The following is a 25,913-nucleotide window of genomic DNA, read 5'->3' on the forward strand; positions in this document are numbered from 1 at the left end:
ACAAACCCGACACGGAAGCGGTTGCAGGTGGACGTTCTCGACCGGCGGCTCGTGGCCGCGCTGCAGGTGAGCCCGCGGGCCTCGTGGGGCGAGATCGGCAGGGCGGTCGGCGAGCACGAACGCACGGTCGCCCGCCGGCTCCAGCGGCTCATCGCCGACGGCGTCGTCCGCGTCACCGCGATCTACGACGACCTGCGCACCGGTCACGGCCGCCCCGCGCACCTGCACGTCCAGGTGCGGCCCGGCACGGCGGCCCAGGTGGCCAGATCGCTCACCGACCGGCGCGACACGCGGTCGGTCTACGCGCTGACCGGGGCCGCCGACCTGGCCTGCGAGCTGGTGCCGCCGTCCCGGCAGGATCTGCACACCATCCTGGCCCACGACATCAGCGAGATCGACGGCGTGCTCCAGACGCAGACCCAGGTCGTGCTGCACACGTTCACCACCGTGGCCGAGTGGCACGCGCCCTTCCTCACCGAGCGGGAGGTGGCCGAGCTGCGCCCCGCGCCGCCGCCCCCCGACCTGCCCGACGAGGACGGCCTGTCGCCGCTGGAGAAGGAGATCGCCGAGCTGCTGGCGGCCGACGGCCGGGCCGCCTTCACCACGATCGCCGAACGGCTCGACCTGTCCGTGCCGACCGCGCGCCGGCGGGTCGGCTCGCTCATCGACCGCCGGTTACTGCTGCCGCGCGCCGAGGTCGAGCCCGCGCTGCTCGGGCTGGAGGTCGAGGCCATGCTCTGGCTGAAGGTGCGGCCGTACGGGCTGGGCGAGACCGGCCGGCGCCTGGCCGAGCACCCCAACGTGCGTTACTGCGCCGCCACCTCGGGCACCCACTCCCTCATCGTGCAGGTGGCGGTGGCCCACGAGGCGGACCTCTATCGTTTCATGACCGACGTGCTGGGCCGGCTCGACGAGATCACCGACAGCGATCTGACCCTCATCACCCGCGCGTACAAGCGCGGTCACCTCCACAAGTCCGGACTGCTCACCCTGGAGAAGACGCCATGACACCTGCCGAGAACGAAGTCGCCGACCTGTGCGTGGAGCTGATCCGCGTCGACAGCAGCAACTACGGGGACGGCAGCGGCCCCGGCGAGCGGGCCGCGGCCGAGGTCGTCATGGCCAGGCTGGACGAGGTCGGCATCGAGGCGACGTACGTCGAGAGCGAGCCGGGCCGCGGCAACGTGGTCACCCGCGTCGAGGGCACCGACCCGTCGCTGCCCGCGCTGCTCGTCCACGGCCACCTCGACGTGGTGCCCGCCAACGCCGCCGACTGGTCGGTCGACCCGTTCGCCGGCGAGGTCAAGGACGGCTACATCTGGGGCCGCGGCGCCGTGGACATGAAGGACATGGACGCGATGATGCTGGCCGTGCTGCGCCAGATGAAGCGCGAGGGACGCCGTCCGCGCCGCGACATCGTCTTCGCCTGGGTCGCCGACGAGGAGGCCGGCGGCGTGTACGGCGCCAAGTACCTCACGGCCAACAACCGCGAGCTGTTCGAGGGCGTGACCGAGTCCATCAGCGAGGTCGGCGGCTACTCGCTGGAGGTCGACCCGTCGCTGCGGCTGTACCTGATCGAGACCGCCCAGAAGGGCCTGGCCTGGATGAAGCTGGTCGCCGACGGCACCGCCGGGCACGGCTCGATGCTCAACTCCGACAACGCGGTCACCGAGGTCGCCAAGGCCGTGGCCCGGCTCGGCGGGCACGAGTGGCCGCTCACCTACACGCCGACCGTCCGCCAGTTCCTCACCGAGGTCGCCGACGCCTTCGGCCTGCCGTTCGACGAGGACGACCCGGCCCCGCTGCTGGACAAGCTCGGCCCGCTGGTACGGTTCGTCGGCGCGACGCTCCGCCACACCACCAACCCGACCCAGCTCGACGCCGGCTACAAGTCGAACGTCATCCCCGGCCAGGCCACCGCCGTCGTCGACGGGCGTTTCCTGCCCGGCTTCGAGGAGGAGTTCTTCAAGACCGTCGACTCGCTCATCGGGCCGAACGTGCGCCGCGAGTTCGTGCACCACGACATCGCGCTGGAGACGACGTTCGACGGCGCGCTGGTCGAGTCGATGATCGCGGCGCTGAAGGCCGAGGACCCGACCGCGCGGGCGGTGCCGTACTGCATGTCGGGCGGCACCGACAACAAGACCTTCTTCGCCGACCTGGGCGTGCGCGGGTTCGGGTTCGTGCCGCTGCGGCTGCCCGGCGACATGGACTTCGCCTCGATGTTCCACGGCGTGGACGAGCGGGTGCCGGTGGACGCGCTGCAGTTCGGGGTGCGGGTTCTGGACAGGCTGCTCCTAAACTACTGAGATGTGAGCAACGACGCATACACCCTGGCCGCAGAGGCCGCCGCCGCCCTGACCGGCGCGGCCGGCCTCGACACCTTCGACGTGGCCCTCGTCATGGGGTCGGGGTGGGTCCCCGCCGCCGACGCGATCGGGCAGACCGTGGCCGAGATCCCGTTCACCGATCTGCCCGGCTTCCGCGCCCCCGCCGTGGCCGGGCACGGCGGCAAGATCCGCGTCGTGCGCACGCCGTCCGGGCGGCACGCGCTGGTCTTCCTCGGCCGCACGCATCTGTACGAGGGCCTCGGCGTCGACGCGGTCGTCCACGGCGTGCGCACGGCGGCCGCGGCGGGGGTGCGCACGGTCGTGCTGACCAACGCGGCGGGCGGCCTGCGGCCGGAGACCCAGAACGTCGGCGACCCGGTGCTGATCAGCGACCACATCAACCTGACCGGCGCCAACCCGATCACCGGCACCACCTTCATCGACCTCACCGAGGTCTACTCGCGCCGCCTGCGCGCCCTGGTCCGCGAGATCGACCCGACCCTGGCCGACGGCGTCTACGTGGCCTTCCGCGGCCCGACGTACGAGACGCCGGCGGAGATCCGGATGTTGCGCACGCTCGGCGGCGACCTGGTGGGCATGTCCACCGTGCTGGAGGCCATCGCCGCCCGCGAGGCGAACCTGGAGGTGCTCGGCGTCTCCCTGGTCACCAACCCGGGGGCGGGCCTGTCCGGCGAGCCGCTCAACCACGAGGAGGTCCTGGAGGTGGGCCGCGCCACGGCCGCCCGCATGGGCGTGCTGCTGGCCAAGGTGGTGGACCGCCTGTGACCGCCGGCATCCCGCCGGAGGCCGACGGGGACGTCCCGCTCCCGCCCGTGGACGCCGACCTGCTGCGCCGCGCCCGCCAGTGGCTGGCCCAGGATCCCGACCCCGACACCCGGGCCGAGCTGTCCGACCTCCTGGAGGACGACGACCTGCCCGCCCTTCGCGAGCGGTTCCAGGCCAAGCTGGAGTTCGGCACCGCCGGCCTGCGCGGCGAGCTGGGCGCGGGCCCCAACCGGATGAACCGGGTCACCGTCATGCGCGCCGCCGCCGGTCTGGCCGGCGTGCTCGGCGCCGGCAAGCACGTCGTGATCGGCTACGACGCCCGGCACAAGTCCGACGTGTTCGCCAGGGACACCGCCGCCGTCCTGACCGGCGCGGGGCTGCACGTCTCGTTGCTGCCGCGCCCGCTGCCCACGCCGGTGCTGGCCTTCGCCGTGCGCCATCTCGGGGCCGACGCGGGCGTGACGGTCACCGCCAGCCACAACCCGCCCAGGGACAACGGCTACAAGGTCTACTGGGGTGACGGCTCGCAGATCGTGCCGCCGGTCGATCGGGAGATCTCGGCCGCCATCGACGCGGTGGGCCGGGTCGACCAGCTCCCTCTCGACGGTCCGGGCACGCTCACCGAGCTGGGCGAGGACATCGTCGACGACTACATCGACGCGGTGACCGCCCTGCCGCTGGGCCAGGCGCGCGAGCTGCGGGTGGCGTACACGCCGCTGCACGGGGTGGGCTCGGGGACGCTGACGGGGGCCTTCCTCGCGGCGGGCTTCGAGACGCCGATGGCCGTGGAGGAGCAGCGCAACCCCGATCCCGACTTCCCGACGGTGGCCTTCCCCAACCCGGAGGAGCCCGGCGCGATGGACCTGGCGGTCGCGCTGGCCGCCAAGCTCGGCTCCGACCTGGTGCTGGCCAACGACCCCGACGCCGACCGGTGCGCGGTCGGCGTGCCGCTGCCCGACGGCACGTGCCGCATGCTGACCGGCGACGAGGTCGGCGGCCTGCTGGCCGAGCACGTGATCACGCACACCACCGGCGACCGGCTGGTGGCCACCACGATCGTCTCCTCGACCCTGCTGAGCAAGATCGCGCAGGCCCACGGCGTGCGCTACGGCGAGACGCTGACCGGGTTCAAGTGGATCGTCAAGGCGGGCGAGGGCCTGGTCTTCGGCTACGAGGAGGCCATCGGCTACTGCGTCGGCTCCGACGCCGGCCTGCCGGTCCACGACAAGGACGGCATCGGCGCGGCCCTGACCGTGGCCGCCGTCGCCGCCGCCGCCAAGCGCGCCGGCCGCACGCTGCTCGACCTGCTCGACGACCAGGCCGTCCGGTACGGCCTGCACGCGACGTCCCAGCTCAGCTTCCGGGTCGCCGACCTGTCGCTGATCTCCGGCGCGATGGACCGCCTGCGCGCCGCCCCGCCCGCCACGCTGGGCGACCACACGGTCGAGGCCGTGGACGACCTGAGCCGCGGCGACGGCGGCCTGCCCCCGACCGAGGGCCTGCGCTTCCACCTGTCCGACGGCGGGCGCGTCGTGGTCCGCCCGTCGGGCACCGAGCCCAAGCTGAAGTGCTACCTGGAGGTCGTGGTGCCGGTGACCGGCGAGGTGGCGCAGGCGCGCGCGTTCGCCGCCCGCGACCTCGACGCCCTCAAGGCCGACCTGACCGCCTGCCTGGGCCTGTAGGCCGGTGGGCCCGCGCCGCGGGCCCACCGCCCGGTCACATGTCGGCGCCCGCCGAGAACATGATCGGCCGGACCTCGATCGCCAGGCCCTCGATCTTGCTGTCGGGGATCATCCCGGCCAGCTCGATCGCCCGCTCGCGGCTCTCGCAGTCGACGATGTAGTAGCCGCCCATGTACTCCTTGGCCTCCAGGAAGGGGCCGTCGGTCACGGCCGGCAGGCCGTTGCGGGTGCGGACGACCGCGCTCGTGGACGGGTCGCCGAGCGCCTGCGTGCCGATCATCTCGCCCGACTCCTGGATCGTCTTCATGAACGCGCCGTGGCCGCTCATGATCAGCTCGCGCTGCTCCTCGCTCAGGGTGTCCATGACCTGCTGGTTCACCTGCATGATCAACAGAAACTTCATCGTCTCTCCTCGTGGTCTGGCGAGTTCCGTCGTGCTGGGGTCGGAGCCGGCGCGTCCCTCTCGACATGCCCCGCGAAACTTTTCCGGAAAGCACGTCGAGCGCGCGAGCCGGGCTCCGACCTCCTGGTGAAACGGACGACACCAGGAGGCTCCCGACATGCCGCATCTCACCGAGACCGCCGCCGAACCCAGGGCCGGGCGGCGCGAATGGGCCGGGCTGGCGGTGCTCGCCCTGCCCACCCTGCTCGTCGCGGTCGACATCAACGCGCTGTTCCTGGCGCTGCCCCGGCTGAGCGTGGAGCTGGGGGCGAGCGCCGTCCAGCAGTTGTGGATCATCGACATCTACGGGTTCATGGTCGCCGGGCTGGTGATCACGATGGGCGGCCTCGGCGACCGGATCGGCCGCCGCCGGCTCCTGCTGACCGGCGCGGCGGCCTTCGGCGTCGCCTCCCTCGTGGCGGCGTACGCGGCCGGCCCCGCCATGCTGATCGCCGCGCGGACGGTGCTGGGCGTCGCCGGCGCCACGCTCATGCCCTCCACGCTCGCGCTCATCACGAACATGTTCCGCGACGCCCGGCAGCGCGGCACGGCCATCGCCGTCTGGGCCACCTGCCAGTTCGCCGGGGCCGCGCTCGGGCCGGTCGTCGGCGGGCTGCTGCTGGAGCGCTTCTGGTGGGGGTCGGTGTTCCTGATGGCCGTCCCCGTGATCGCGGTGCTGCTCGTGGGCGGCGTGCTGCTGCTGCCGGAGTTCCGCGACCCGGACGGCGGGCGCATGGACCTGGCCAGCGTCGCGCTGTCGATGCTGGCGATCCTGCCGGTGGTCTGGGGCGTCAAGGAGCTGGCCGCCTCGTCGGCGTCGGCCGGGCCCGGCGCGCCGCTCGCCGCGATCGCGGTCGGTCTCGCGTTCGGGGCGGCGTTCGTACGGCGGCAGCTCACGCTCGACGCTCCCCTGCTCAACCTGCGCCTGTTCGCCCAGCGTCCGCTCACCCTGATCCTGACCGCGCTCGTGCTGGCGGGCATCGCCATGGCGGGCACCGGGCTCCTGGTCACCCAGTACCTGCAGTCGGTGCTGGGGTACACCCCGGCGCAGTCGGCGCTGTGGTTCGCGCCCATGGGGCTCGGCGTCGCGCTGGGCACCACGCTGACCCCGACCCTGACCCGCCGCGTCGCCCCCCGCGCCGCCGTCATGGGCGGCCTGACGTTGTCGGCCGCCGGGGCGGCGCTGCTCACGCAGGCCGAGGCCGGGCTGCCCTTGGTGATCACCGCCATCACGGTGCTGGCGCTGGGCACCGGGCCGCTGTTCGCCCTGGGCACGGGGATCGTGGTCGGCTCGGTGCCGCCCGAGAAGGCCGGGTCGGCGGCCTCGCTGGCCGAGTCGGGCAACTTCCTGGGCGGGACGCTCGGCCTGGCCCTGCTCGGCACGGTCGCCGCGGCCGTCTACCACCACGCCCTGCCCGCGCACGTGCCCGACGCGGCCAGGGAGACCCTGGCGGGCGCGGCGGCCGTGGCCGGAAGGCTCGCCCCGGCTCAGGCCGCCGAGCTGCTGGCGGCCAGTCACGCCGCGTTCTTCAACGGGATCGTGGCGATCGGCCTGGCGGGCGCGGCCCTGTTCGTGCTGGCCGCGCTGCTGACCTCGCTGCTGCCCCGCGCGAACGCGGCGTGACGGCCGGCTCAGGCCAGGCGGAACTGCAGGTCGATGTCCCAGTTGTTCAGGTCGGGCTCGATCCGCGGGTCCGTCTGGTAGAGCTCCAGCCGGCAGCCCCAGTGCTCGATGCCGTCCTTCTCGGTCAGGTCCCAGGTCAGGCCCTGCTCGGCGGCCCACGTCAGCACCGACTCGATGACGCCGGAGAGCCGGTCGGGGTGGCCGTGGTGGGACTCGGTGACGAAACGGCCCGCGGGCAGCGTGCCCGCGTGGAACTCGCCCTCGCCCTCCACAGGCTCGGTGACGGGCACGCCCGCCTCCACCACCAGCCGGTCCTGCGGCATGTCGATGCTGTGGTACCGGAAGAACGGGGCTCCGGCCATCGTGTGCCCGCGCTCGGCGAGCCAGCCGATCATCTCCGCGATCCGGTCTCCGACGAGACCGAAACTGGTCATCGTGACGGTCTTCCTGATCCCGAGGTAAGGACGCTCGGGAAGTTCGACGATCTGTGGCATGTGTCTGTCCTCCTTCACCTGTCAGTACGGAGCGGCTGTCCGAAACTCATCGGCAGGCCGAGGGACGGCACGAGCCGGGGATCGAGAAAGGTGGTCACGCCGGTGACGACTCCGCCGCCGATCTCCAGGACTACCAGGGCGAACGCCTCCCCGTCCCGGTACTGGGCGAAGGCGGGCGCGCCGTTCGCCCGAGCCGGCAGCAGGCGGTCGTTCGCGCAGGGAGCTCCGGCGGCCGACAGGACCGCCCTGACCGCCTCCCGGCCGCGCAGCCACCACGCGAACGGCGGCATCGACATCGTCGCATCCTCGTGCAGCAGCGAGACCAGCGCGGCCACGTCGTACCGCTCGAAGGCGGCGACGTAGCGGTCGAGCAGCCTGCCGTCCACCGCGGCGTCCTCCGGGGCGTCCTCCGGGGCGTCCTCCGGGAGCCGGGCGCGGGCCCGTTGCAACGCGCCCGCCGCTGCGGCCCGCGCAGCATGTCCAGGCAGACGGACGTGGCGAGCCGGAACAACCACGGGCGCAACGCCCCCCGCCCGGGCTCGTACGTGCGCCACGCCCTGACGAACGCCTCCTGCACCGCGTCCTCGGCCTCGAAGCCCGAGCCGAGCATCCAGTAGCAGTAGCCGGTCAGCTCGACCCGGTGGTGTTCCAGCTCGCTCGCCTCCACTAGGCCGGGGCCACCTCGATCTGCAGCTCGTGCACCCATTCCGCGCGGTCCTCCGGGCAGTGCAGCGACACCTCTCTCGCCAGGGCGAGCGAGCGGTAGCCGTTCTCCTCGATCCAGTGGGCCAGGGCCTGGAAGGTCGGTCCGACGGCCTCCATCGTGCCGTGGTGGATGATCGTGGCCGCCGTGCCGATCGCGGGCAGGTCCCTGATCTCGAAGTCGTGGCGGGGGTCGGGGTCCACGTTGACCGGCAGGCAGGCGTGGACCATGACCGAGCCGTCGTCCTCCTGGCGGTAGTAGGCCAGGCCGGGGCCGGCCACCCGGACGTCCGCCCGCTCCACGCGGGCGCAGATCTCCTCGAACAGCGGCCCGATCACCGGGCCGACGTCCTCGCCTTCGTAGCTGGCCGCCCTGGCGCTGAGCTGCGCGACCCGGACCGGGTCGACCTTCTTCAGCACGACTTCCGCGGTTCTCATGTGCCCCTCCGTCTCGATGCTGCGGAGTCTCGCCTCGACGCCGCGCAGCCTGGCCAGGTCGGCGTTGATCTGCGCCTCCAGCTGGGCGCGGCGGAGCCGTACCATGCCGTGCAGCTCCTCGGTGCTGACCTTCTCGTCCAGGATCGTCCGGACCTGTTCCAGCGTGAAGCCGAGGTCCTTGATGGCGACGATCCGGTTGAGTCTGGCCAGTTGCGCGGCCTGGTAGGACCGGTAACCGGTGAGCGGGTCCACGTGCGCGGGGCGCAGCAGGCCGATGGCGTCGTAGTGGCGGAGCATGCGTACGGACACGAGCCCCAGCCGAGCGAAATCTCCGATGCTGAACATGTCGGGTCCAGAAGTAGGGGCTCACACGGTGTCAGAGTCAACCTATGGCGATTTCTAGGGACATGGGGTATTTTCCAGCGTAAGAAGCAACCGAACGTTCGTTAGGTCACCATGGACGTGGACCCACTGCTCCGGATCAGGACGGCCGCGGTGCGGCTCTTCGCCCAGCAGGGCTACGCCGCCACCGGCATCAGAGACCTGGCCAGGGCGGTGAACCTGACCAACGCCGGCGTCTACCACCACGTCCACAGCAAGGAAGCCCTGCTGGCCGACCTCATGCGGACCGGCCTGCAAGGACTGATCGACTCGACCGCCCGCGTCCTGGACGGGGCCACCCGTCCCGCCGACCGCCTCGCCCTGCTGATCACCTCGCTCACCGCCCTGCACGCGCTCACCCCCCTGACCAGCCGCGTCATGGACGGCGAGCTCCGCTCCCTGACCCCCGGCTCGCCCGCGCACACCGAGGTCATCGCCCTGCGCGACGCCTACGAGAGCCACTGGAAGAGCGCCCTGGCCGACGGCGTCGCCGAAGGCGTCTTCCACGTCGCCGACCAGAAGCTGACCCGCCTCGCCCTCATGTCCATGTGCACCGGCACCAGCGAGTGGTACCGCCCCGACGGGGACTCGACGCTGGAGCAGGTGTGCGCGGAGTTCGTCACGATCGGCCTGGCCGCCGTACGCGCCGCCGGCCCGGTCGTGGCGCCCCTCGATCGAAGCCTGCTGCCCGTCTTCCCGTGGGAGCCGCCGGATGCACACCACGATCCCCGACCTGCTGAGGCACGCCGCTAGCACGTACGGCGAGCGCGAGTTCCTCCGTTTCCCCGCTTCCTCACCCGCCCTCCCGGCGGCCTCGCTGAGCTTCGCCGAGGCCGACGCCGTCTCCGACCGTCTGGCCCGCGCGCTGGCCGGCCAGGGGGTACGCCCCGGCGACCGGGTGGCCGTCATGCTGGACAACGAGCCGTGGTGGCCGTTGAGCTGGTTCGCCGTCCTGAAGGCGGGGGCGGTCACCGTCCCCGTGAACGTGCGGTACCAGGCCGCCGACCTGGAGCACGTCCTGCGCGACTCCGGCGCGGTCGCCACCCTGACCGGCGCGGAGCATGCCGCGCGCGTGCCGGGCGTGGTGCACCTCGTGGACGAGCTGACGGATGGCCCACCTCTCGACATATCCCTCGTTGCGGACAATGTCGCCAATTTTCAGTACACGTCGGGGACGACGGGGTTCCCCAAAGCCTGCCTGCTCACCCACGACTACTGGGTCAGGACCGCCCGCGTCGTCGCCGACCTCGTCCGTCTGCGCGACGACGACGTGCTGCTGATCGCCCAGGCGTACTCGTACATGGACCCGCAGTGGACCACCCTGCTCTGCCTGCTCGGCGGCATCCCGCAGGTGGTGCTCCCCCGCTTCTCCGCCTCGGGTTTCTGGCCCGCCGTCCGGGAGCACGGCGCGACCCTCACGTACGTGCTGGGCACCATGCCCCTGCTGATGCACAAGCAGCCGCCGAGCCCCCTCGACCGCGACAACCGGATGCGGCTCGTGCTCTGCTCGGGCATCGCGCCCGCCCTGCACCGCGCGTTCGAGGAGCGCTGGGGCGCGCCCTGGCGCGAGCTGTACGGCTCCACCGAGAGCGGCTGCGACCTGATGGCCGACCCGGACGCCGACGACACCGTGGGCACCGGCGCGCTGGGCACGCCGCCGCCCGGCAAGGAGGTCCGGCTCGACGAGGAGACGGGCGAGATCCTGGTCCGCGGCACGCCCATGATGACCGGCTACTGGAACCACCCCGAGGCCACCGCGCACGCCTTCCGCGGCGGCTGGTACCACACCGGCGACCTCGGCGTCCGCGACGCGCGGGGCCGCATCCGGCACGCCGGGCGGCTGAAGGACATGGTCCGCAGGGGCGGTGAGAACATCTCGTGCGCCGAGGTCGAGAGCGTGCTCGCCGGGCATCCCGCGGTCCTGTCCGCGGCCCTGGTGCCCATCCCCGACGACCTCTTCGGCGAGCTGCCCAAGGCGTTCCTCCAGCTCCGCCCCGGTCACGCCGCCGACGCCGGCACGGCCGCCGCCGTCATCGCCCACGCCAGGGAACGCCTGGCCCGCTTCAAGGTGCCGGCGTACGTGGAGTTCGTGGAGTCGTTCACGCTCACCCCGTCCGCCCGCATCGAGAAGCGCCACCTGCTCCGCCCCGGCCGCGACCAGCGCGCCGCCCCCGCCATCCCCACGGAGGACCCGGCATGATCGACGTGACCGTACGCGACGAGGTGGCCCTGATCACCCTCGCCCGCCCCGAGAAGCTGAACGCCCTGACCGCCGGCATGCGCAAGGACCTGGCCGCGGCCGTCCGCTCGCATGGCCGCACCGCCAGGGGCATCGTGGTGACCGGCACCGGCCGGGCGTTCTCGGCGGGCGAGGACATCGCCGAGGCGGCGGGCAAGCCGCTGGAGGCGGAGGTCGAGCTGTTCCACGACATGACCAGGGCCGTGCTGGAGACCCCGGTGCCCGTGGTCGCCGCGGTCAACGGCCTGGCCGTCGGCGGCGCCGCCGAGTGGACGCTCTGCTTCGACAGCCGCATCGGCGCCCCCGCCGCCGAGTACTTCTTCCCCGAGAACCACCTCGGCCTGTCGATCTCGAACGCCGCAAGCCACCTGCTGCTCCGGCTGGCCGGCGGCCGCGCGCTGCGGCTGGTGCTGGACTCGGCCCGGCTGAGCGCCGCCGACGCGCTGGCGGCCGGGCTGCTGGACGAGCTCGTGCCCGCCGAGGAGCTGGTGGAGACGGCGATCGCGCGGGTGCGCCACTGGACCCGGCCGGGCACCGCCACCGCCGTGCACCTGGGGCTGCTGCGCCCGCAGCCGGCCGAGGTCGAGCGCGCCTTCGAGGCCGAGACCGTGGCCGCCCGGCAGGTGGAGCAGTCGGGCCTCGCCCAGGCCGGCATGACCCGCTTCCTAACCCGCCGAACCCCCTGACCCGCCGAACCTCCTGCCCCCGGGCCCTTCGGCTCGCTGAACCCCTGCCCCCTAGCCCTCGCCTTCGGGCCGGGGGCGGTCAGGCGATGACGATGGCGGCGATGATCAGGGCGACGGCGACCACGAGGACGGCGATCGAGTCGTAGGACCAGGTGACCTTGACCGGGGCGGCCGCGGCCGCCGGGTCCGCGCGGCGGTGGGCGGCCTCGGCGCGGTCGCGGATCTGGTCGCCCACGAAGTCGGCGTGGGTCTTGCCGGTGAACGCCTCGGCGGCGGCCTGCTCGGCCTTGCTGACCGTGGCCTCGACCCGGAACCGGCCGCCGCCCCGCTGGGGCTTGGGCACGCCGCGCCGCTGCGCCTTGGACCGCTCTCTGGCGCTGCTCATGGGCGTCCACAACCGCAGCACCTGCTCGTCGGCGCCCTCGCCGCCGTAACGGACCGCGATGGAGTGGGTGACCGTCACCTCGCCCACGGACGCCCACGGCAGGAACGTCGTGCGCAGCGGGTTGCGGGCCAGCAGCCCCTCCTCGCCGACCACGGTGGCGGGCCGGACCGCGATCGCGTAGACGAGCGCCGTCATCGCCCCGAGCACGGCCAGCGCCACCATGGACGGCTTGCCGTTGTAGTGGGCCGTCAGGTCCCACACGTTGAACGCCACGAAGACCAGCCAGGCGCAGCCCAGCACGAACCCGGTCTTGGACCGGTAGGTGTGTTTCACGGCTGCCACTTGATCTGCGCGAACCCCGGCTTGATCACGCCGTTGATCAACGCCAGCCGCTCGTCGAACGGCAGGAAGGCCGACTTCATCGCGTTGACCGTGAACCACTGCAGGTCGTCCCAGCCGTAGCCGAACGCCTCGACCAGCTTGGCGAACTCAAGGGACACGCTCGTCGAGCTCATCAGCCGGTTGTCGGTGTTGACGGTGACCCGGAAGTGCAGCCTGCGCAGCAGCCCGATGGGGTGCTCGGCGATCGAGTCGGCGGCCCCGGTCTGGAGGTTGGACGTGGGGCACATCTCCAGCGGGATGCGCTTGTCGCGCACGTACGCCGCCAGCCGCCCCAGCTTGGCCGACCCGTCGCCGGCCACGGTGATGTCGTCGATGATCCGGACGCCGTGGCCCAGCCGGTCGGCGCCGCACCACTGGATGGCCTGCCAGATCGACGGCAGCCCGAACGCCTCGCCGGCGTGGATCGTGAAGTGCGCGTTCTCCCGCTGGAGGTATTCGAAGGCGTCGAGGTGCCGGGTGGGCGGGTAGCCGGCCTCGGCCCCGGCGATGTCGAACCCCACGACGCCGACATCGCGGTAGCGGACGGCCAGCTCGGCGATCTCCATCGAGCGGGCCATGTGGCGCATCGCGGTCAGCAGCGTGCCGACCCGGATGCCGCGACCCTGCGAGCCCAGCGTGAACCCTTCGAGCACCGCCTCCACCACCTGGTCGAGGCTCAGCCCCATGGTGGTGTGCTGCTCGGGGGCGAAGCGCACCTCGGCGTAGACCACGCCGTCGTCGGCGAGGTCGCGGGCGCACTCGGCGGCCACCCGGACCAGGGATTCGCGGGTCTGCATGACCGCGACCGTGTGGTCGAAGGTCTCCAGGTAGCGCTCCAGCGAGCCGGAGTCGGCGGCCTCCTCGAACCAGAGGCGCAGATTGTCGGGGTCGGTGGAGGGCAGCCGCCCGTAGTCGATCTCCCGTGCGAGCTCGACGATCGTCTCGGCGCGCAGCCCGCCGTCGAGGTGATCGTGCAACAACACCTTGGGAGCCTGCCGGATCTTGTCAAGCGTGGGGCTCATCTGGCCATGATATGAGCACACTCCTCCGCCGCCGCACACGTCGCGCCCGCCTGTGGACAACCCTTCCGACACACCCGTGAGGCACGGCCGTCAGCCCGCTCGTGAGGCGCGCCCGTCAGGGAGGCGCGCCCGGTCAGTCGCGGCGGGGTCGGTCGCGGCCAGTCCAGTCGCGGCCAGTCCAGTCGCGGCCAGTCCAGTCGCGGGCGGTCAGTCGCGGCCGGCGCTCTCCGGCGTGAAGGCGGGCAGGCACACGGCGACGTACTCGGCGCCGTCGGGGCCCACGCTGTAGCGCACCTTCTCCCCCGGCGACGTCACCACCGACTGGCCCGCGCCGACCTCGACCATGCCGCCGTCGTGCTCGACGAGCAGGCTGCCGCGCAGGACCACGGTGTACTCGGCGAACGACGGGGTCTGGGCGGGCTCGGTCCAGCCGGGCGGGGCGGTCATGTGGGCGATCGAGACCTGCTCGTCGCCGCTGTTGACGCGCCCCACGTGCTCGTCGATGATCTTGCCGCCGGGGACGGGGATGCGGGTCGGGCCCTCGATCTTTCTCACCACGGGCTTCAGTGTGCCACGTCGAGCACCAGCCGGCTCGGCGCGGACTGCTCCTTCACCCGGAAGCCGGCCCGGCGGGCGAGCGCCAGGCCGACGCCCACGCGTCCCTCGAAGTCGCCAGTCCTGACGACGTGGGAGACGTTCCTGAGGCCGGCCCGGTAGACGGGCCCGCCCTTCCAGGTGGGGTAGCCGTCGTCGTCGTGCGCGTTGGCGGGGAAGAGGGTGAGCTGCAGGTACGCGCCGCCCTGGACGCCCATGGGCTCGCCGGAACCGTCCTGGAGGAATTCGTCCACCCATTTCACCTTGTAGCCGGGGATGTCGCCCTTGAGGTCGATCACCACCCGGTCGTAGCCGTCGTGGGTCGCGTACCGGACGCCGGTCACCACGGCCGGGTCGAGGCCGTCGCGCTCGACGTCCACCTCGGCGGTGCTGGTGGGGACGTCCGAGGGGGCGCTGCGGGGGGTGGCGGTGCCGGGACCGGTGTCCGCGGGGGTGTCCAGCCGGGCGGTCTGCGAGGAGGTGCCGCACGCGGTCAGGACGGCGAGGCAGGCGAGCGGGACGGCGAGGCGAAGGCGCGACGACCGCTCGCCGGCCGGGGATGACGGGCGCATGCCCGGTAGATGCCCAGCCCACGGGCCTGCAAGCGGCTTGGCGACGGATCGGCCCGGGTTTCCCGGGCACTTCCGCGGAGCCGGGACTGCCTCTACGCTGATCAACCTCCAAGGAGTCATACAAGTGAGCAAATCCCACGACTTATCGGCTTTTCTGGCGTCTTATGCCCCCTCTTTCGCTCGCACGGCCTACCTGCTGACGGGCGACGCGGACAAGGCCCGCGAGCTGGCCACCGCGTCCCTCGTCGCGTCCTGCCGCCGGTGGTCCGCGATCCGCTACCACCGCCCGGCCGACGCGGTGCTGCGCGAGCTGTACGGACGGTTCCTGGGCGCGACGGGCGCGCCCTGGCCGGTCCCGGCGGGCCACCTGCTCGCCGGGCTCGCCCCGAGGACCCGCGCGGCCGTCGTCGTCACCTTCCACGACGGGCTGAGCCTGCCGCACGCGGCCCAGGTCACGGGCCTGTGGATCGGCGCGCTGGACGACGAGCTGCAAAGAGCCCACACCCAGCTCCGCGCCACCCACCCGACCTTGTTCGAGAACCCCGCAGACCTGACCAAGGACCCCGCGAACCCGCCCGAGGAACGCGCGAACCCGTCCGAGAACCCGGCGGACCCGGCCGAGGAACGCGCGAACCCGGCCGAGGAACGTGCGAACCCGGCCGAGGAACGCGCGAACCCGGCCGAGGACCATGCGGACCCGGCCGGGGGTCGCCAGGGCGACCGGTCGCGGGAAGGCGCGACGTCCGCCTCCCCCTGGACGCTCGCACCCGCTCCCGAATCCGCCTCCCCCTGGACGCTCGCCCCCGCTCCCGAGCTCGCCGCCCCGGCGGCGGGCCTCCACGACGCCGCCCCCGGGGATCCGGCCCTGCGGGCCGCCCTGCTCGCCCTGGCCGCCGGGATGCCGCGCGCCGGCCTCGCCGACCTCGCCGAGACCGTGCTGCGCCGGGTCACGGCGCGGCGCCGGATCCGGGCGTCGGTGTGGACGCTCGCCTCCCTCGGCCTGGTCGCCGCGATGGTCGCGGCGGCCGCCGCGGGGCTGTCCGCGCTGGCCGCCCGCATGGACGAGGCGACGGACCGCTCCCCCTTCGCCCCCGGGACGCGGGCCCCCGCCCAGGAGATCCGCGACCCGCTGCCCGCCGCGCTCCCCGAACCGGTCCGCTTCGCCTACCCGGGCTACTGCCGCGACGCCGAGGCCGACGCCCGCGACCCGCAACCCTGCGGCCAGTGGGTGCTCACGACCCGCTCGGGCGCGGAGTGGCGGCTGCCGGACGCGCGGGCCGGCTACGACCCGGCCACCGGCGAGTACATGCCGCTGGCCCTCAGCCAGGACGGCCACCGGCTCCTCTACCAGAACCCGCAGGGCCGTTACCTGGTCCACGACCTGCCCACGGGTGTGGTCAAGCGCATCGACGCCAGGGCGGGGGACGGCGAGGCGCACATCAGCTCGTCCCCGGACGGCCGCTACTTCGCGCTGTCCTTCGGCGACGCGGACGACAGCGCGGTGCTCGACTTCCGCACGGGCACGACCCGCACGGTACGCGGCGCGGACGTCGAGATCCTGGCCGTCCACGACGACGGCACGCGGGTGGTCGCCGAACGCCGGGACACCACCGCCGTCCCCGGCCACGCCTCCGTCAGCACGCTGAGGCTGGACGGCGCGGGCGCCCGTACGAAGGGCTTCCGGATCGACCCCGCCCTCATCGAGCACGGCGCCGCGCTCGCCCCCGACGGCCGCTCGCTGGCCCTGGTGACGGCCGACGACCGGCTGGTCACCATGGACGCCCGCACCGGCCGCGTCACCGGCCCCCGCCCCCGCCTGGACGTCGACGACCTCGAAGTGATCCGGGTGGAGCGCTGGCTGAGCCGCGACAAGGTCCTCGTGCGCCTGTGGGACGAGGAGGACGTCCACCTGGTCCAGGTGGACGTCCGCACCGGTGAGAGCGCCGACCTCGGCGACTCGGCGACGGAGTGGATCGACTACTCCGACCCGCTCGGCGCCCTGGAGAGATGAGGAAGGCCCTGGAGAAACGAGGAAGAGGGCCCCGCCCCCCGGCGGAACCCTCTTCCCGATCACAGGGAGGTCAGACGGCCTCGAAGACCTTCACGTCCTCCGCCTCGACCGCGGCGGCCTTGCGCGAGCGCAGCCCGGTGGCCGAGATCACCAGCCCGACCAGGGCCAGCACCAGCGCGACCACGATCGCCGAGCGCAGCGCGCCGATCGACAGCGTCTCGCCGCCCGAGGTCAGCACGGCGGTCACCACGGCCAGCACGATCGCGCCGCCGACCTGGCCGGAGGTGTTGAGCAGCCCGGAGGCCAGGCCCTGTTCGTCGTCGTCCACACCGTTGGTGGCCTGGATGTTCAGCGAGGGGAAGGACAGAGCGAACGCGATGCCCAGCAGGACCATGCCGGGGAGCACCATGCCGCCCAGGCTCGGCGTCTCGTCGATGCCCAGGAAGATCGCGTAACCGCCGGCCAGGGCCGCGGCGCCGATGACGATCAGCTTGCCGGTGCCGAACCTGTCGGCGAAGTCGCCCATCTTGGTCGAGCTGACCGCGACGAGCAGGCCCGCGGGCAGGAACGCCAGGGCGGTGCCGAGCGCCGACCAGTGGAGCAGGTTCTGGAAGTACTGCATGGCCACGAACTGGAAGGCCACGTACGAGCCCATCAGGATGAGCAGCCCCAGGTTGGCCCGGACGATGTGGCCCGAGCGCAGGATGCCGAGCCGCACCAGCGGGTGCTTCATCCGCAGCTCGGTGAGGACGAACAGGCCGAGCAGCACCGCCACGGCGACCAGCGAGCCGATCGTCTGGAACGAGGCCCAACCGGCCTCGGGAGCCTGCACGACGGTGAAGACCAGCAGCAGCATCGAGGCCGTGATCAGCACGGCGCCGACGAGGTCGTGGCCGCCCTCGGCGCGCTCCTCCCGGCCCTTCGGCAGCACCTTCAATGCGGCGATCAGCGCGATGACCGCGACCGGCACCGGCATGAGGAGCGTCCACCGCCAGCCGATCTCGGTCAGCAGGCCGGAGAGCACGAGGCCGAGCGAGTAGCCGCTCGCGCCGCAGGCGGTGAAGATGCTCAACGCCTTGTTGCGCTCCGGACCCTCCGGGAACGTGGTGGTGATGATCGACAAAGCGGCGGGCGCGGTGAACGCGGCGGCCACGCCCTTGACGAACCGGGCGGCGATCAGCAGGCCCCCGTCGTCCACGACGCCACCCAGCAACGACGCGACGGCGAAGACGCCCAGAGCGACCAGGAACACCCTGCGCCGCCCGAGCAGGTCGGCGGTCCTGCCCCCGAGCAACAGAAGACCGCCATAGCCGAGCACGTAGCCGCTGACCACCCACTGCAGGGAAGAGGTGCTGAGGCCCAGATCGTGCTGGATGGCCGGCAGGGCGACACCGACCATGGAGACATCAAGGGCGTCAAGGAAGATCACTGCACAGAGCACGGCGAGCGCGCCCCAACGGGATGAGGAAGAGGACATGAGTCAGAACAATACATGCACCAGCATCTAATGCAAGCGCATTTAATGCCGTTGCATGAATCTTCCCGAGATGGTAACCTCCGCGACATGGACGAGGAGTTCGTGGTCGAGACCTGGCATTACGTCCTGGCCAAACACGCGAAGGCCATGTGCGCGCTGGAGCGGGAGCTGGGCGAGCGGCACGGGCTCGGGCCCAGCGAGTTCGAGGTGCTCGACCGGATCGTCCACCACGACAGGAAGCTGCGCATCCAGGAGCTCTGCGAAGAGGTCCACCTGAGCCAGAGCGCCCTGTCCAGGGTCGTGGCCAGGCTGGAGAAGAGCGGGTTCGTCACCCGCGGCACGTGCGACTCCGACCGCCGGGGCGTGTTCGTCTGCATCACCGACGAGGGGCGCGCCCGGTACACCGAGGCGCTGCCCACGCAGCGCGCGGTGCTCGCGGGCGTGTTCACCGACGTGCCCGAGGTCCCCGCCGTCACCACCTGAAGGCGGCGGCGGCCGTCCCCGGGGCAGGGGTCCGGCCGCCGCACACGCGTGCTTCCGGCGGTCAGCCGATGCGGTCGATGACCAGGGGCAGCAGCTCGCGCCCCGACTCGGCGACCTCGTAGCCGCCGTCCAGCGCGTCCAGCGCCCGCTCGAACCTGGCCGTCTCGTCCGCGTGCAGCGTCAGCAGCGGCTGGCCCTCGCGCACCAGGTCGCCGGGCTTGGCGTGCAGCACGATCCCGGCCCCGAACGACACCGGGTCCTCCTTGCGCGCCCGTCCGGCGCCCAGCCGCCAGGCGGCCAGCCCCACGGCGTACGCGTCGAGGTGGGCCAGCACGCCGGACGACGGCGCCGCCACCGTCATGCTCTCGGCCGCCCGCGGCAGGACCGCGTCGGGGTTGCCGCCCTGGGCGGAGATCATCCGCCGCCACGCGTCCATGGCCGAGCCGTCGCGCAGCGCGTCGGCCGGGTCCTTGCCGGAGACCCCGGCCGCCGCCAGCATCTCGCGCGCCAGCCGTACGGTCAGCTCGACCACGTCGGACGGCCCGCCGCCGGCCAGCACCTCGATCGACTCCTCGACCTCCAGCGCGTTGCCCACCGCCCGGCCGAGCGGCCGGTCCATGGCCGTCAGCAGGGCGACCGTGCGCACGCCCGCGTCGCTCCCGAGCGCGACCATGGTCTCGGCCAGCTCGCGGGCGCTCTCGGTCGTCTTCATGAACGCCCCGGAGCCCACCTTCACGTCGAGCACCAGCGAGCCGGTGCCCTCGGCGATCTTCTTCGACATGATCGACGAGGCGATCAGCGGGATCGACTCGACGGTGCCGGTGACGTCGCGCAGCGCGTAGAGCTTCTTGTCGGCCGGGGCCAGCCCGGAGCCCGCCGCGCAGACCACCGCGCCGGCCGTGCGCAGGACGTGCAGCATCTGGTCGTTGGAGAGCGAGGCCAGCCAGCCGGGGATGGACTCCAGCTTGTCCAGGGTGCCGCCGGTGTGCCCGAGCCCGCGCCCGGACAGCTGCGGCACGTACGCCCCGCACGCCGCCACCAGAGGCGCCAGCGGCAGGGTGATCTTGTCGCCGACGCCGCCCGTGGAGTGCTTGTCGGCCGTGGGCCGGTCGAGCATCGACCAGTCCATGCGCTCGCCCGACCGGATCATGGCCTGCGTCCAGTCGGCGATCTCGCGCCGGTTCATGCCGTTGAGCAGGATGGCCATGGCCAGGGCGGACATCTGCTCGTCGGCCACGTCACCGCGGGTGTAGGCGGCGATCACCCAGTCGATCTGGGCGGTGGTGAGCTCGCCGCCGTCGCGCTTGGCGCGGATGACCTCGATGGCGTCCATGGTCACGTACTCCTGCTGAGGTCGTCGGGGCCGAACGCGTACGGCAGGATCTGCGCCATGCGCTTGGGGCCGTCGACGGTCTCGACCAGCAGGTTCTCACCGCCGAACTCGTACAGCAGCTGACGGCAGCGCCCGCACGGCATGAGCAGCTCGCCGTGGCCGTCCACGCAGGTGAAGGCCACCAGCCGGCCGCCGCCCGACATCTGCAGCGCCGACACCAGGCCGCACTCGGCGCACAGGCCGAGCCCGTACGAGGCGTTCTCGACGTTGCAGCCGGTGACGATCCGGCCGTCGTCGACGACCGCCGCCGCCCCCACCGGGAACTTGGAGTACGGCGCGTAGGCGTTGCGCATGGCCGTGGCGGCCTCGGCGCGCAGGCCGTCCCAATCGATGTTCAATGTTGATCCCCCCGACGGAAGCGTACGCCGTCGGCCTTGGGCATCCGCAGACGCTGCGAGGCGACCAGGAGCACGAGCAGCGTGAGCACGTGTGGCGTGATGAAGACGAACTCGCCCGGCAGCGTCTCCACGGTCCGCCAGAGCCAGAACAGCAGGAGCGCGCCGACCGCCGCGGCGGCGATCACGGTGTAGTCCTTGACGCCCCTGGCCACGATCTCGGCCGGCTGGCTCGGCACGACCAGCCTGCGGATCTGCAGCGCGAGGTAGACCACCAGCAGCAGCGCGCCGAACAGGAAGAACGTGGTGACCGCGTTGGCCTCGCCGGAGCTGCGCAGCTGCAGACCGCTGGCGTAGCCGAACAGGGACGAGCCGGCCGCGAGCCCGCCGGGCCGCCAGTTGCCGAAGATCATGGCGGCCAGGCCGATGAAGCCGCGTCCCTGCGTCTGGCCCTCGACGTACTTGTTGGAGACGAAGACCAGGAACACGCCGCCGAGCCCGGCGAACGCGCCGGAGACGACGACCGCGAGGTACTTGATCCGGTAGACGTTCACGCCCAGCGACTCGGCCGCCCACGGGTTCTCCCCCGCCGACCGCAGCCGCAGCCCGAACGACGTGCGCCAGAGCACCAGGTACGTCACCGGCAGCAGCAGCACGGCCAGGATGACCAGCGCGTTCACGTCGTGGGTGAGCCCGCGCAGGATGCCGGCCAGGTCGGAGAGCAGGAACCAGTGGGTGCTCTCCAGCTTGCCGAGCAGGTCGGGGCCGTCGGACAGGACGGGCAGGCTCACCTCGGGCGCACCCGAGCTGATCGCCGGCGAGGTGGTGATGCCGGCGCCCTTCGCGCTGGCCGAGGTGCCCTCGCCGTAGAGGACCTCGGACAGGAAGCGGGTGATGCCGGGGCCGAGCAGGTTGATGGCGACGCCGCTGATGATGTGGTCGACGCCGAACGTGACGGTCGCGATCGCGTGGATGAGCCCGCCGAGCGCGCCGCCGAGCAGCCCGGCGACCAGCGCGGCCACGGCGCCCCACTGGTATCCGGCCCAGCCGGCGAACCAGGTGCCGAGCACCATCATGCCTTCGAGGCCGATGTTGACCACGCCGGCCCGCTCGGCCCACAGGCCGCCGAGCCCGGCCAGGCCGATCGGCACCGCGAGCAGCAGCGCCGCGTTGAACGTGCCGGAGGAGGTCAGGTCGTCCTGGCCGGAGATGATCCGCACCAGCGACAGCAGCAGGATGAGCGCGGCGACGCCGAGCAGCGCCAGATGGTATTTGCCGACCCTGCTCATGCTGCCACCTCAACCGGTCTGTTCGTGTCGAGCTGCCGGGCGGCCCGCTGCTCCTCAAGCCGCATGGCGATGCGGTTGGTCACCTCGTTCGCGATGACCACCAGCAGGACGATGACGCCCTGGATGATCGTGATGACCGACGAGGGCACGTCCGCGATCTGCAGCGCGCCCTGCGCCCGGTCGAGGAAGGCGAACAGCAGCGCGGCGATCGCGATGCCGACGGGCTTGTTCCTGCCCAGCAGCGCCACCGCGATGCCGAGGAAGCCGAGGCCGGCGGTGAAGTTGGAGTTGAAGGCGCCCTTGTCGCCGAGGATCTCGGGCAGGCCGATGAGCCCCGCGATCGCGCCGGACAGCACCATGGCCGCGATGACCATCTTCTTCGGGTTGACGCCCGAGGCGAAGGCGGCCGGGCCGTTGAGCCCGCTGGCCTTGACGTTGAAGCCGAAGCGGGTGCGCTCCAGCACGACCCAGACCACCAGGCCGAGCACGACGGCCACGAGCAGGAAGCCCCACACGCCACCGCCGCGGGTGGGCGCCAGCAGCCCGAACCAGTCGAAGACGAAGTTCAGGTTGGGGAACATGGCCGACTCGGGCAGCTGCGGCGTGGTCGTGGTGAGCTGGCCGGCCGCCCGCTGGCCCGCGAACGGGCCGCGGACCAGGTAGGAGGCCAGGGCGATCGCGATGTAGTTGAGCATGATCGTGGAGATCACCTCGTTCACGCCGCGGGTCACCTTCATCACCGCGGGGATCAGCGCGTACGCGCCGCCCACGACGGCCGCGACCACGATGATCACCAGGATCTGGATCGGCTTCGGCGCGGTGAACGTCGAACCGACGTAGGCCGCGCAGATGGCCGCGATGCGGTACTGACCCTCGACGCCGATGTTGAACAGGTTCATGCGGAAGCCGACGGCCACCGCCAGACCCGCGATGAACAGCGGCACCGCCCGGTTGAGGAACGCCGCGATGCCGTTGGACACCGCCCGCTCGGTCTCGCCGAAGTTGAAGAAGGCGGCGAACGCGTCGATCGGGCTGGCGCCCGCCGCGATGATGGCCACGCTGGAGATCGCGATCGCCAGGACGATGGCGACGACGGCGCCTGCGACGGTGAGCAGCGCCCGGTTGAGCCCGGCGGGCATCACGTCTCCTCAGTGCCGGCGATGGCGCCGGTCATGTAACCGCCAAGCCGCTCGGGCGTGACGTCGGAAGGATCGAGTTCGGCCACGAGCCGGCCGCGCAGGATGACCCTGATCGTGTCGGACAGGCCGATCAGCTCGTCGAGGTCGGCCGAGATCAGCAGCACGGCCAGGCCGGCGGCCCGCGCGTTGCGCAGGTGGTCCCAGATGGCGGCCTGGGCGCCGACGTCCACGCCGCGGGTGGGGTGGGCGGCGATGAGGAACGAGGGCTCGCCGCTCATCTCGCGTCCGACGATCAGCTTCTGCTGGTTGCCGCCGGACAGGGCCAGGGCCAGGGTCTCCACGCTGGGGGTGCGCACGTCGTACTCCTTGACGATGCGCTCGGTGTCGGCCTTGGAGGCGCGGCGGTCGACCCAGATGCCGCTGCGCGCCGGGGGCCTGGTCTGGTGGCCGAGCACCCGGTTCTCCCACAGGGACGCCTCCAGCAGCAGGCCCTGCCGGTGGCGGTCCTCGGGGATGTAGCCGATGCCGGCCTCCCTGCGCTTCAGCGTGGACCAGGCGCTGATGTCCACGCCGCCGAGAGTGATCGTGCCGTGGGCGGCACGCATGCCCATGATCGCCTCGATCAGCTCGGACTGCCCGTTGCCCTCGACGCCGGCGATGCCCAGGATCTGGCCCGCGTGGATGTCGAAGGAGACGTCGTCGAGGATCAGGCGCTTGCCCTCTTCGCGCAGCTTGTCGACGTACAGGTCGACGGAGGCGCCCCTGGGGACGGGACGGAAGCCGTCGGCCTCCATCGTCAGCCGCGACACGCTCAGCGTGACGCTCTCGCGCACGGTGGACTCGCGGGTCTCCGGCGTGGGCAGCTCGCTGCCGACCATCAGCTCGGCGAGCCGGCGGGCGGTCACCTCGGCGGGGTTGACGCTGGCGACGGTGGTGCCGCGGCGGATCACGGTGATCGCGTCGGCGATGTTCAGCACCTCGTCGAGCTTGTGCGAGATGAAGATGACGGTCAGGCCCTCGGCCTTGAGCTCGCGCAGGTTCTCGAACAGCTCCTCGACCTCCTGCGGCACGAGGACCGCCGTCGGCTCGTCGAGGATGAGGATGCGGGCGCCGCGGTAGAGGACCTTGAGGATCTCCACCCGCTGGCGGTCGCCGACGCCGAGGTCCTCCACCAGCGCGTCGGGGTCGACGCGCAGGCCGTGGCTGCTGGCCAGCTCGGCGATGCGGGCCCGCGCCCTGCCGGTGTCGAGCACGCCGGCCCTGGTGGGCTCGGCGCCGAGGACGATGTTCTCCAGCACGGTGAAGTTGTCGGCCAGCATGAAGTGCTGGTGGACCATGCCGATGCCGACGTCGATGGCGTCGCTGGGGGTGCGGAAGCTGACCTCCCGGCCGTTGACCCTGATCGTGCCCTCGTCCGGCTTCTGCATGCCGTAGAGGATCTTCATCAGGGTCGACTTGCCCGCGCCGTTCTCCCCGACGATCGCGTGGACCGTGCCGGGTTCGACGGTGATGCGGATGTCGTGGTTGGCGACGACGCCGGGGAAACGCTTGGTGATGCCCTCCAGCTCTACGGCGGGTTGCACCGCGGCGAGGGTGTCCGAGCTCATTTCGCCTCTCCTAGAGCATGGGGGGCGGACGGGGCGGATAGCCAGAAGGCCCGAAGTGGGGACTCCGGGCCCTCGGTCGTCCGTTCCTACCCAGATTACGGCTTGGACGGAACCGTGATTTTGCCGTCGACGATGTCCTTCTTGGCAGCGTCGAGCTTGTCCTTGATGTCGTCGATCTCGCCACCGGTGGTGGACAGGCCCACACCGTCGACCTTGAGGTCGTAGACGGTGTTGCTGCCGCCCTTGGTGCCGCCCTGGACAGCCTTGACGAACTCGAACACGCCGACGTCCACGCGCTTGATCATCGAGGTCATGATGACCGACTGCAGGTCGGCCTCCTTGACCGTCTGGCGCTGGTCGGAGTCGACGCCGATGGCCTTCTTCTTGGCCGCGGCCGCCGCCTGGAACACGCCGAGGCCGGAGTCGCCGGCGGCGTGGTAGACGATGTCCGCGCCGTCCTGGTACATCTTCTCGGCCGCGACCTTGCCCTTGTCGGGGGCCTTGAAGCCGGAGAAGTCACCGTCGGGGGTGAGGTACTTGATGTCGATCTTGATGTCCGGCTTGACGGACTTGGCGCCCATCACGAAGCCCGCCTGGAACTTCTTGATCAGGTCGTTCTCGACGCCGCCCACGAAGCCGACGTGGCCGGCCTCCGACTTGGTCGCCGCGGCGACGCCCGCCAGGTAGGAGCCCTGCTCCTCGGCGAACAGCAGGCCGGTCACGTTCGGGCCGTTGGAGGCCGAGTCGACGATGGCGAACTGCACGTCGGGGTACTCGGCGGCGGTCTTCTTGACGTCGTCGCCGTAGGCGAAGCCGACGGCGACGATGGGGTTGTAGCCCGCGTCCGCGAGCTGGCGCAGCAGGTCGCCGCGGTTGGAGCCGTCGGCCGCCGGGCTGAGCTCCTTGATGTCGGCGTTCAGCTCCGTCTTGGCCTTCTCCAGGCCGGCGTAGGCGGCGTCGTTGAACGACTTGTCGCCGCGGCCGCCGACGTCGAACGTCAGACCGACCTTCAGGCCGCCCTTGGGGGCCTCGCTGCTGGCGCCGGAGCTCGGCTGCGTGCTCGCCGAGGTGCCGCCACCATCGCCGCCACAGGCCGCGACTGCCATGAGCATGACGCCGGCTACCGAGCCGACGGCAATCCTGCTGAATCGCTTGCCGAGCAAGGCGACTCCTTCCATTTCCTCGCCGTCGAACTTCATCGCAGGCGCGAAGAAACGTACGGCACCTGCACGGAAGATAGTTGCTTGACCAGGGCAGACCAAACCGGCACACAGGGTCGCAACCGCTCCGTTATCGACATCAAGCGCGTCCGTGACCTGAATCTGGGTTCAGGCACTTGGGACGGCTCCCGCAGAGTTTTGCCCAAGTTTGGTATGGGAGGGGCCCTTGCCGAGCGGTCGATCATGGCAGAGATTCCGATC

General features: G+C 71.9%; 25 protein-coding genes and 1 pseudogene. 10 read left to right on the forward strand and 16 right to left on the reverse strand.

What is annotated here, in order from left to right; translation table 11 throughout:
* Window positions 1–27: 27 nt before the first annotated feature.
* From ACFYUV_RS15150 to ACFYUV_RS15165, 4 genes are read left to right on the forward strand one after another with little or no spacing between them, the layout of a single operon-like run.
* The gene (locus ACFYUV_RS15150; RefSeq protein ID WP_352361981.1) at window positions 28–1,008 is read left to right on the forward strand and encodes an Lrp/AsnC family transcriptional regulator; all 981 of its coding nucleotides are present in this window, start codon (window positions 28–30) and stop codon (window positions 1,006–1,008) included.
* Window positions 1,005–2,309, forward strand: a complete 1,305-nt coding sequence (locus tag ACFYUV_RS15155; RefSeq protein WP_358282414.1) for a M20/M25/M40 family metallo-hydrolase — start codon at window positions 1,005–1,007, stop codon at window positions 2,307–2,309. The genes ACFYUV_RS15150 and ACFYUV_RS15155 overlap by 4 nt, the downstream gene beginning before the upstream one ends.
* Window positions 2,310–2,312: 3 nt before the next feature.
* Window positions 2,313–3,116 carry a purine-nucleoside phosphorylase gene (locus ACFYUV_RS15160; RefSeq protein ID WP_352361985.1) on the forward strand — a complete coding sequence of 268 codons (804 nt, stop codon included), beginning with the start codon at window positions 2,313–2,315 and terminating at the stop codon, window positions 3,114–3,116.
* Window positions 3,117–3,163: 47 nt separating this feature from the next.
* Entirely contained in the window at window positions 3,164–4,798 is a 1,635-nt protein-coding gene (locus tag ACFYUV_RS15165; protein WP_387669272.1) for a phospho-sugar mutase, read from the forward strand.
* Window positions 4,799–4,832: 34 nt separating this feature from the next.
* On the opposite strand, the gene ACFYUV_RS15170 is transcribed toward ACFYUV_RS15165, so the two are convergent.
* Window positions 4,833–5,201, reverse strand: coding sequence for a YciI family protein (locus ACFYUV_RS15170; protein WP_364338275.1), 369 nt, complete (start codon window positions 5,199–5,201; stop codon window positions 4,833–4,835).
* A gap of 157 nt (window positions 5,202–5,358) precedes the next feature.
* Here ACFYUV_RS15170 and ACFYUV_RS15175 point away from each other — a divergent pair, with 157 nt between their 5' ends.
* Window positions 5,359–6,864 (forward strand): MFS transporter, encoded by a 1,506-nt coding sequence (locus ACFYUV_RS15175; protein ID WP_387669060.1) that lies wholly within the window; start codon window positions 5,359–5,361, stop codon window positions 6,862–6,864.
* An 8-nt stretch (window positions 6,865–6,872) separates the two neighbouring features.
* On the opposite strand, the gene ACFYUV_RS15180 is transcribed toward ACFYUV_RS15175, so the two are convergent.
* The 4 genes and pseudogenes from ACFYUV_RS15180 to ACFYUV_RS15195 all read right to left on the reverse strand — a co-directional run bounded on the left by ACFYUV_RS15180 (window position 6,873) and on the right by ACFYUV_RS15195 (window position 8,843).
* A complete protein-coding gene (locus ACFYUV_RS15180; protein WP_387669061.1) occupies window positions 6,873–7,358 on the reverse strand; it encodes a GyrI-like domain-containing protein in 486 nt (161 codons plus the stop codon).
* A gap of 14 nt (window positions 7,359–7,372) precedes the next feature.
* A complete protein-coding gene (locus tag ACFYUV_RS15185; RefSeq protein ID WP_387669063.1) occupies window positions 7,373–7,807 on the reverse strand; it encodes a nuclear transport factor 2 family protein in 435 nt (144 codons plus the stop codon).
* A gap of 68 nt (window positions 7,808–7,875) precedes the next feature.
* A pseudogene (locus ACFYUV_RS15190) lies at window positions 7,876–8,064 on the reverse strand (sigma factor); the annotation flags it as partial.
* Window positions 8,025–8,843, reverse strand: coding sequence for a MerR family transcriptional regulator (locus ACFYUV_RS15195; protein WP_387669064.1), 819 nt, complete (start codon window positions 8,841–8,843; stop codon window positions 8,025–8,027). The gene ACFYUV_RS15195 and the pseudogene ACFYUV_RS15190, both read right to left, overlap by 40 nt.
* Window positions 8,844–8,954: 111 nt before the next feature.
* Between ACFYUV_RS15195 and ACFYUV_RS15200 the strand changes: the two genes are divergently transcribed.
* Genes ACFYUV_RS15200 through ACFYUV_RS15210 form a run of 3 tightly spaced genes read left to right on the forward strand, consistent with a single transcriptional unit; the run spans window position 8,955 to window position 11,804 of the window.
* Complete coding sequence (locus ACFYUV_RS15200; protein WP_387669066.1) at window positions 8,955–9,632, forward strand: TetR/AcrR family transcriptional regulator; 678 nt, start codon at window positions 8,955–8,957, stop codon at window positions 9,630–9,632.
* Window positions 9,592–11,079 (forward strand): AMP-binding protein, encoded by a 1,488-nt coding sequence (locus ACFYUV_RS15205; protein ID WP_387669067.1) that lies wholly within the window; start codon window positions 9,592–9,594, stop codon window positions 11,077–11,079. Before ACFYUV_RS15200 ends, ACFYUV_RS15205 begins: the two co-directional genes overlap by 41 nt.
* A complete protein-coding gene (locus ACFYUV_RS15210; protein ID WP_387669069.1) occupies window positions 11,076–11,804 on the forward strand; it encodes an enoyl-CoA hydratase/isomerase family protein in 729 nt (242 codons plus the stop codon). The genes ACFYUV_RS15205 and ACFYUV_RS15210 overlap by 4 nt, the downstream gene beginning before the upstream one ends.
* Window positions 11,805–11,883: 79 nt before the next feature.
* On the opposite strand, the gene ACFYUV_RS15215 is transcribed toward ACFYUV_RS15210, so the two are convergent.
* From ACFYUV_RS15215 to ACFYUV_RS15230, 4 genes are all read right to left on the reverse strand, one after another.
* Window positions 11,884–12,522 (reverse strand): PH domain-containing protein, encoded by a 639-nt coding sequence (locus ACFYUV_RS15215; protein ID WP_387669070.1) that lies wholly within the window; start codon window positions 12,520–12,522, stop codon window positions 11,884–11,886.
* Complete coding sequence (locus ACFYUV_RS15220; RefSeq protein ID WP_364338267.1) at window positions 12,519–13,592, reverse strand: adenosine deaminase; 1,074 nt, start codon at window positions 13,590–13,592, stop codon at window positions 12,519–12,521. The genes ACFYUV_RS15215 and ACFYUV_RS15220 overlap by 4 nt, the downstream gene beginning before the upstream one ends.
* A 207-nt stretch (window positions 13,593–13,799) precedes the next feature.
* Window positions 13,800–14,150: a cupin domain-containing protein gene (locus ACFYUV_RS15225; RefSeq protein WP_387669071.1), complete on the reverse strand. Its 351-nt coding sequence runs from the start codon at window positions 14,148–14,150 to the stop codon at window positions 13,800–13,802.
* A gap of 5 nt (window positions 14,151–14,155) precedes the next feature.
* Window positions 14,156–14,758, reverse strand: a complete 603-nt coding sequence (locus tag ACFYUV_RS15230; RefSeq protein WP_364338266.1) for a hypothetical protein — start codon at window positions 14,756–14,758, stop codon at window positions 14,156–14,158.
* Window positions 14,759–14,882: 124 nt separating this feature from the next.
* On the opposite strand from ACFYUV_RS15230, the gene ACFYUV_RS15235 reads away from it, so the two are divergent.
* Window positions 14,883–16,769 carry a hypothetical protein gene (locus tag ACFYUV_RS15235; protein WP_387669073.1) on the forward strand — a complete coding sequence of 629 codons (1,887 nt, stop codon included), beginning with the start codon at window positions 14,883–14,885 and terminating at the stop codon, window positions 16,767–16,769.
* A gap of 70 nt (window positions 16,770–16,839) precedes the next feature.
* Here ACFYUV_RS15235 and ACFYUV_RS15240 read toward each other — a convergent pair whose 3' ends face one another.
* Complete coding sequence (locus ACFYUV_RS15240; protein WP_387669075.1) at window positions 16,840–18,246, reverse strand: MFS transporter; 1,407 nt, start codon at window positions 18,244–18,246, stop codon at window positions 16,840–16,842.
* 87 nt (window positions 18,247–18,333) lie between these two features.
* Between ACFYUV_RS15240 and ACFYUV_RS15245 the strand changes: the two genes are divergently transcribed.
* A complete protein-coding gene (locus tag ACFYUV_RS15245; protein ID WP_358282389.1) occupies window positions 18,334–18,729 on the forward strand; it encodes a MarR family transcriptional regulator in 396 nt (131 codons plus the stop codon).
* 61 nt (window positions 18,730–18,790) lie between these two features.
* Here ACFYUV_RS15245 and ACFYUV_RS15250 read toward each other — a convergent pair whose 3' ends face one another.
* The 6 genes from ACFYUV_RS15250 to ACFYUV_RS15275 all read right to left on the reverse strand — a co-directional run bounded on the left by ACFYUV_RS15250 (window position 18,791) and on the right by ACFYUV_RS15275 (window position 25,655).
* On the reverse strand, window positions 18,791–20,062 hold the full coding sequence (locus ACFYUV_RS15250; RefSeq protein ID WP_364338263.1) for a thymidine phosphorylase: 1,272 nt from the start codon (window positions 20,060–20,062) through the stop codon (window positions 18,791–18,793).
* Window positions 20,063–20,064: 2 nt separating this feature from the next.
* The gene (locus ACFYUV_RS15255; RefSeq protein WP_387669077.1) at window positions 20,065–20,460 is read right to left on the reverse strand and encodes a cytidine deaminase; all 396 of its coding nucleotides are present in this window, start codon (window positions 20,458–20,460) and stop codon (window positions 20,065–20,067) included.
* Window positions 20,457–21,746, reverse strand: coding sequence for an ABC transporter permease (locus ACFYUV_RS15260; protein WP_387669078.1), 1,290 nt, complete (start codon window positions 21,744–21,746; stop codon window positions 20,457–20,459). Before ACFYUV_RS15260 ends, ACFYUV_RS15255 begins: the two co-directional genes overlap by 4 nt.
* Window positions 21,743–22,885, reverse strand: coding sequence for an ABC transporter permease (locus ACFYUV_RS15265; protein ID WP_387669080.1), 1,143 nt, complete (start codon window positions 22,883–22,885; stop codon window positions 21,743–21,745). The genes ACFYUV_RS15260 and ACFYUV_RS15265 overlap by 4 nt, the downstream gene beginning before the upstream one ends.
* A complete protein-coding gene (locus ACFYUV_RS15270; protein WP_387669082.1) occupies window positions 22,885–24,492 on the reverse strand; it encodes an ABC transporter ATP-binding protein in 1,608 nt (535 codons plus the stop codon). The genes ACFYUV_RS15265 and ACFYUV_RS15270 overlap by 1 nt, the downstream gene beginning before the upstream one ends.
* 95 nt (window positions 24,493–24,587) lie before the next feature.
* Window positions 24,588–25,655 carry a BMP family protein gene (locus ACFYUV_RS15275; RefSeq protein WP_387669084.1) on the reverse strand — a complete coding sequence of 356 codons (1,068 nt, stop codon included), beginning with the start codon at window positions 25,653–25,655 and terminating at the stop codon, window positions 24,588–24,590.
* Window positions 25,656–25,913 lie beyond the last annotated feature (258 nt).

Origin of the sequence: Nonomuraea sp. NPDC003560 (genome assembly GCF_042878785.1) — a bacterium.
Classification (GTDB): Bacteria; Actinomycetota; Actinomycetes; order Streptosporangiales; family Streptosporangiaceae; genus Nonomuraea.

What these genes read in the sequence shown, in the direction of transcription:
- ACFYUV_RS15155 (WP_358282414.1), top strand. Translation starts at nt 1,005, where the DNA reads ATGACACCTGCCGAGAACGAAGTCGCCGACCTGTGCGTGGAGCTGATC.
- ACFYUV_RS15170 (WP_364338275.1), bottom strand. Translation starts at nt 5,201, where the DNA reads ATGAAGTTTCTGTTGATCATGCAGGTGAACCAGCAGGTCATGGACACC.
- ACFYUV_RS15175 (WP_387669060.1), top strand. Translation starts at nt 5,359, where the DNA reads ATGCCGCATCTCACCGAGACCGCCGCCGAACCCAGGGCCGGGCGGCGC.
- ACFYUV_RS15180 (WP_387669061.1), bottom strand. Translation starts at nt 7,358, where the DNA reads ATGCCACAGATCGTCGAACTTCCCGAGCGTCCTTACCTCGGGATCAGG.
- ACFYUV_RS15195 (WP_387669064.1), bottom strand. Translation starts at nt 8,843, where the DNA reads ATGTTCAGCATCGGAGATTTCGCTCGGCTGGGGCTCGTGTCCGTACGC.
- ACFYUV_RS15200 (WP_387669066.1), top strand. Translation starts at nt 8,955, where the DNA reads ATGGACGTGGACCCACTGCTCCGGATCAGGACGGCCGCGGTGCGGCTC.
- ACFYUV_RS15205 (WP_387669067.1), top strand. Translation starts at nt 9,592, where the DNA reads ATGCACACCACGATCCCCGACCTGCTGAGGCACGCCGCTAGCACGTAC.
- ACFYUV_RS15210 (WP_387669069.1), top strand. Translation starts at nt 11,076, where the DNA reads ATGATCGACGTGACCGTACGCGACGAGGTGGCCCTGATCACCCTCGCC.
- ACFYUV_RS15220 (WP_364338267.1), bottom strand. Translation starts at nt 13,592, where the DNA reads ATGAGCCCCACGCTTGACAAGATCCGGCAGGCTCCCAAGGTGTTGTTG.
- ACFYUV_RS15230 (WP_364338266.1), bottom strand. Translation starts at nt 14,758, where the DNA reads ATGCGCCCGTCATCCCCGGCCGGCGAGCGGTCGTCGCGCCTTCGCCTC.
- ACFYUV_RS15240 (WP_387669075.1), bottom strand. Translation starts at nt 18,246, where the DNA reads ATGTCCTCTTCCTCATCCCGTTGGGGCGCGCTCGCCGTGCTCTGTGCA.
- ACFYUV_RS15245 (WP_358282389.1), top strand. Translation starts at nt 18,334, where the DNA reads ATGGACGAGGAGTTCGTGGTCGAGACCTGGCATTACGTCCTGGCCAAA.
- ACFYUV_RS15250 (WP_364338263.1), bottom strand. Translation starts at nt 20,062, where the DNA reads ATGGACGCCATCGAGGTCATCCGCGCCAAGCGCGACGGCGGCGAGCTC.
- ACFYUV_RS15260 (WP_387669078.1), bottom strand. Translation starts at nt 21,746, where the DNA reads ATGAGCAGGGTCGGCAAATACCATCTGGCGCTGCTCGGCGTCGCCGCG.
- ACFYUV_RS15265 (WP_387669080.1), bottom strand. Translation starts at nt 22,885, where the DNA reads ATGCCCGCCGGGCTCAACCGGGCGCTGCTCACCGTCGCAGGCGCCGTC.
- ACFYUV_RS15270 (WP_387669082.1), bottom strand. Translation starts at nt 24,492, where the DNA reads ATGAGCTCGGACACCCTCGCCGCGGTGCAACCCGCCGTAGAGCTGGAG.